Origin of the sequence: uncultured Cyclobacterium sp., assembly GCF_963976465.1 — a bacterium.
Lineage (GTDB): Bacteria > Bacteroidota > Bacteroidia > Cytophagales > Cyclobacteriaceae > Cyclobacterium.
The window spans coordinates 1-4,792 of record NZ_CAXBOC010000443.1; the positions used below are offsets into that span (position 1 = coordinate 1).

Annotated in this window: 3 protein-coding genes and 1 pseudogene; 1 reads left to right on the forward strand and 3 read right to left on the reverse strand. The window is 39.0% G+C overall.

Features of this window, described 5'->3' with window-relative positions; all coding sequences use genetic code 11:
- Positions 1 to 954, reverse strand: a 954-nt coding sequence (locus AAC037_RS19850; RefSeq protein WP_339905064.1) for a PIG-L family deacetylase, incomplete at its 3' end; no start/stop codon positions are given.
- A gap of 267 nt (positions 955 to 1,221) precedes the next feature.
- Between AAC037_RS19850 and AAC037_RS19855 the strand changes: the two genes are divergently transcribed.
- Positions 1,222 to 2,166: a phytanoyl-CoA dioxygenase family protein gene (locus AAC037_RS19855; protein ID WP_339905066.1), complete on the forward strand. Its 945-nt coding sequence runs from the start codon at positions 1,222 to 1,224 to the stop codon at positions 2,164 to 2,166.
- A gap of 13 nt (positions 2,167 to 2,179) precedes the next feature.
- On the opposite strand, the gene AAC037_RS19860 is transcribed toward AAC037_RS19855, so the two are convergent.
- Positions 2,180 to 4,357 (reverse strand): DUF5916 domain-containing protein, encoded by a 2,178-nt coding sequence (locus AAC037_RS19860; RefSeq protein WP_339905067.1) that lies wholly within the window; start codon positions 4,355 to 4,357, stop codon positions 2,180 to 2,182.
- A 176-nt stretch (positions 4,358 to 4,533) separates the two neighbouring features.
- Positions 4,534 to 4,792, reverse strand: a pseudogene (locus AAC037_RS19865) (gfo/Idh/MocA family oxidoreductase); the annotation flags it as partial.

Below are 4,792 nucleotides of genomic sequence, written 5' to 3' on the forward strand. Positions count from 1 at the left end.
CGCCACAAAGTCAAAGGAATTGATCAAATGGCTGATTTTATCTGCAATTAAATTCCCATTGGAAAGCTGTAGCCAACGTGGTTCCAAGTCTTCAAAAGGAGAAACATCAAAGGTTTTGCCGTCCACCAGTTCGATAAGATCCATTTCCCTACCAATACTAGCCGTGGCACCAAATCCCTGTGATTTATGCATGGTTCTACTGTTGGCTGCGATTTGAGAATAAGTCATACCCAATATAGGGTTAAAACTACCTACAGGAAATTCAAAATACTTTTTACCGGGTTTTTGATCATATACCCCACCCCAACTGTATGCATTCCAAAAGATTCTTTTGGCAGACCAGGGTTTTACATGATCCAATTGCTCAGGGAAAACGTTGGGATCTCCGGAAACCTTAAATGCTTCCCCTGCAATAATTGCAGAAGTGGTATGGTGACCATGGGTTATTCCCGGGGTAGTATTAAACCTGGTAATGATTATATCAGGCTGAAAATTACGGATGACCCAAACCACATCCGACAATAGTTTTTTCCGATCCCAATTGTCCAAGGTTTCATTGGGGTTTCTACTATAGCCAAAATCAATAGCTCGAGAGAAAAACTGTTTTCCCCCATCCGTTTCCCTTGCTTTTAGGAGCTCTTGGGTCCGAATCATCCCTAGTTCCATCCCAAGCTCTTTACCAATTAAATTTTGTCCACCATCACCTCGTGTTAAAGATAGATAGGCCACATCGGCCATTTCTTCATTGGCCAGGTAAGCAATAAGCCTGGTATTTTCATCATCAGGATGGGCAGCTACATACAATACTTTTTTGGTCTCCTGAAGCTTCAAAAGGCCATGATAAACCGAAGCACTTCGTTGCGCTTCTAGATGGCCAATAAAAAATAAACTGAGGATAAAAGGTAAGCATAGACGCATGGGTTTATAGAATTGCTTGAGCTGATTTGGTATCATAATTAAAAGTAAGCATTGTGAAAGGTAAGCTAAAACTAAATTATATTAATGGAAATATAGGCAGATCAAGTCAAGAATTTGCTTCATGGCTGATCTCATTGGAGAAACTAAATAAAATTGTTAACTTTTACTCGGCATTGCATCAATATTCTTACTGAATTCCACCAAAATAGTTTCATAGGGAAATGGTTTTATCGGTAAAATTGAATTGGATTAAGACATTTTTTAAATTGATTAGGGGTATTCTTCTTTAAATAAACTTTCGATATGGACAGCAATAAAGACCACAAAGATATTCCAGGCAATCCTTCCACAGCTTATTCAAGCAAATTCCACTTGAATGACAGATCCAATGGAAAGGCATTACAAATATTGACTGAGTCAGATTGGGATTTTTGGATGAAAAATGGATATGTGATCATTCCTCAGGCAGTTCCTAAATCTTATACTGCAAGGTTGTCTCAACTATTATGGGAATTTGAGGAAAAAGATCCGGAAGACATGTCTAGCTGGTATGCCAAACCTTCTATAGATATGGAGATGAAAGAATTAACCAACAGTGGCATGGCGGAAATTTACAACCACCAATACTTATGGGACATCAGGCAATACCCAAAAGTTTATGAAGCTTTTACTGATATTTGGGGCATGGATAAGCTCTGGGTAAGCATAGATAGGGCCAACCTCAATCTTCCTTCCAGACCGGGGTTTGAGTTCAAAGGTTTTATCCACTGGGATTATGACCCTGAAACCAACCCTCAAAATGTTCAAGGTCTCGTGGCATTGAATGACCAAAACAATAAAGATGTTGGCGGGTTTCAATGTGTGCCTGAACTTTATCGGAGCTATGAAACATGGAAAAAGGGGCAGCCAAAAGATAGGGACCGTTTTAAGCCTGATATCAGTGGTTTTGAATTGGAAAAAGTAGAGTTAATGGAAGGGGATTTGTTGATTTTTAATAGCAAACTCCCTCATGGCATCCGACCAAATATTAGTGAAGATCAGGTCCGCATGGCCCAGTATATTTCCATGATGCCTGCTGAGGAAGACAATGAGGAAAAGCGAAATTGGAGAATCACGTCCTGGAAAAATAAGGTAGCCCCTGCAGGTTATGCTTTTCCGGGGGATCCTAGAGAATGGGAGAAAATAAAGTACCCAAGAGCAAAGCTAAGTCCCTTGGGAGAAAAATTATTGGGAGTTACTTCATGGTAACTCCCAATGGGTTTTATAAAGTCCACCAATAGGTGAATTTTAATGCCAATGTTCTATTTTTTACGTAAAATGGCGCGGGAACATAATTGTCTGTATAGACCAAATATAGATCCGATGCAGGCTTAAATCTCCATTGAAACCTTGTATTTAGATTGATATTGTTTATTTGCTCATTGTATTGTCCAAAAGCTGTAAAGAAAAGGGTATTGGTAAAGGTAACATCTACCCTAGGTCCCACCAGCCAAAACTTGGTGTTTCCCCATGGTTCGGGCAGGTCTATTTGGTTGTAATTTCCAGTTATAGACAGGCCTACATAAGGTTGAAAACGGTAACCAATTTCACCGGCGAGGTTTAACCTTTCCCCATCAGCAAAGTAGCCCCCATACTGAGATGAAAGTGTATAGGTAAATAAGCTTTGGGGCTTAGAAATATACTCCAAACCGTAAGCATTCCACTGATGTTCTGTAAAAGCATCAAGGGTATTTTGACTATAATTGGTAGGGTCAAATTCTTGTTGTAAGACGATGTGATTGTAGGCATATTTTGCTGTCAGCACACTTTGACTCCTAAATTTAATCCCATAGGAAAGTGAAGTAATATTGTCTGTTTGGTTCAGGTCCATGTCATAAAACAAGGAGGTATTAACTGTTGGCCCATGGTTTAGAATTAATTTACTTTTTGGGAAAAATAAATAAGAAGCATTGGGATTAATTCGATAATAGCCGTTTCTGGGTACATAGCCTACTTCGGCCAAATAATTGGGCGCTACATATTCGTGTTTCCATTCCCAAATCAAATTCCCTCCCAAATATTTAATATTGGCAGCATGTACGGCACTTTCATTGGAAACTATAGGGCTAAACGATTTGACATAAAAAGCTTTTCCTGTCCATTTCCCGTTAGAAGAGGCCAAATTGTATTCCAAACCGGCATTTCTATTATAACTGGCTATTGGGTTTTCTACCCCTTCTCCTCCAGTTGGAATGCTTCCAATATTGGTCCGATTAACAAAAATTACACCTATATTTGATCTTTGTCCAACCCTCCTTTGACCGGCAAGAACGGTATAATTTTGCGAAGGAGTATTGGTTTCACTCACTTTTCCGGTTTGCATGTTCATGGCGCCTATACGCCAATCCTTGTTGATTTTCCCACTTAGCCTGGCACCAAACTGAATGGGTGCATTCAACCCAATTCTTCTGGAGAAAAACGGCCTGATGGTTTCATAACCAAAACTGGCAAATAGATCTCCGTTTTCCAGGAAAAATTGACGCCGCTCCGGATAAAACAATTCGAAACGATCAAGATTTGTAATTTGCCTATCTACTTCAACCTGTGAAAAATCGGGGTTAACCGTCAAATCTAAATTTAAAGAGGAACTAACGGCAATTTTAGCGTCTACCCCCACTCTGTTTTGATAATCTGATGGTAAATCTCTGACATTGTCTTTCACCATCCCTCCCATTACGTAAGGAATCACAGATACGTTCATACCAGGTTCCGGTGGTGCTTCGTCCCATACCAAAATACCGGTATAAGCCAATGAGGCAGAAGGGAATTGACGAGGAACAGGGGCCCAGGAAGATTTTTCTGTTGACTTGAGGTCTTTTCGGCTAAAGTTAATTCCCCATTCTTTGATTCCTTTTTTATACCGTATGGATTTAAAAGGAATGGCTGCTTCAAAAACCCATTTGTCGGGGTAATTTTGAACCTTAGAAAACCATTTATTGTCCCAACTTAAATCCACACTTCCACCTCCATACATGATACCATCCCACTGTGCTCCCGCGGCATTGGCTCCAAAGGAAAACCCGTTAGTTTGGTCATCAAAAGTATCCATGAATAGCAAAAAATTGTCATTTTTACCAAAGGTAAAATCCCTTCGTAGAGATTCTACATAATAAGGTCCTTCTTCTCCATGATGATTAATTACCAATAGGTAGATTTTGTCATCATCATAGGTCATCATAACCTCAGTCTTAACTTCAGCATAACTTGTATCAATGGGTAGAATCATGTAAAAATCTTTGGCTACATCGGCATCAGCCCAAGCCTGTTCATCCATTACTCCATCTATAATTATTGGAGAACTGGCTCGTTTAATATTTAACCTGTAGTCATCATTGATTTTTTGCGCCATCCCGGGTATGGCCAATAATAGTACTAATAATAAAGTAAAACTCTTTCGCATGATTCATTCCGCTTACCGTCAAAACTAAAAATTGAGCATTTGACAAGTAATTAATAAAATATTTAATTTTCTGCGCAATAATAACCTAATTATTGCAAAAACTTAGTTCGGCGCATTGGATTTTTTATTAAAAAAGCAGGATATTATGACTTACAGCAAAATGAGGGTATAAATGGTTAATTATTTAAGGTCCTTTGGATCAACTTACCGGTTTCTTTGTGTTTCAAGATCAGTTTTTCATCTCCATTGGGCAAAATTTCCTTTTTAATTAAAAAGTGTTCTGCGTCGTGGCTTATATATGCCTTCTCCTCCTCATTTCCTTCATTTCCGCGCCAATCCTCTATGATTACCTGCTCCCAATTTTTGCTTTTAGCTGATAAAAAGGCAGCATCCAATATGGCATTGACAATGTATCCATCATAAAAAGTTTCTCTG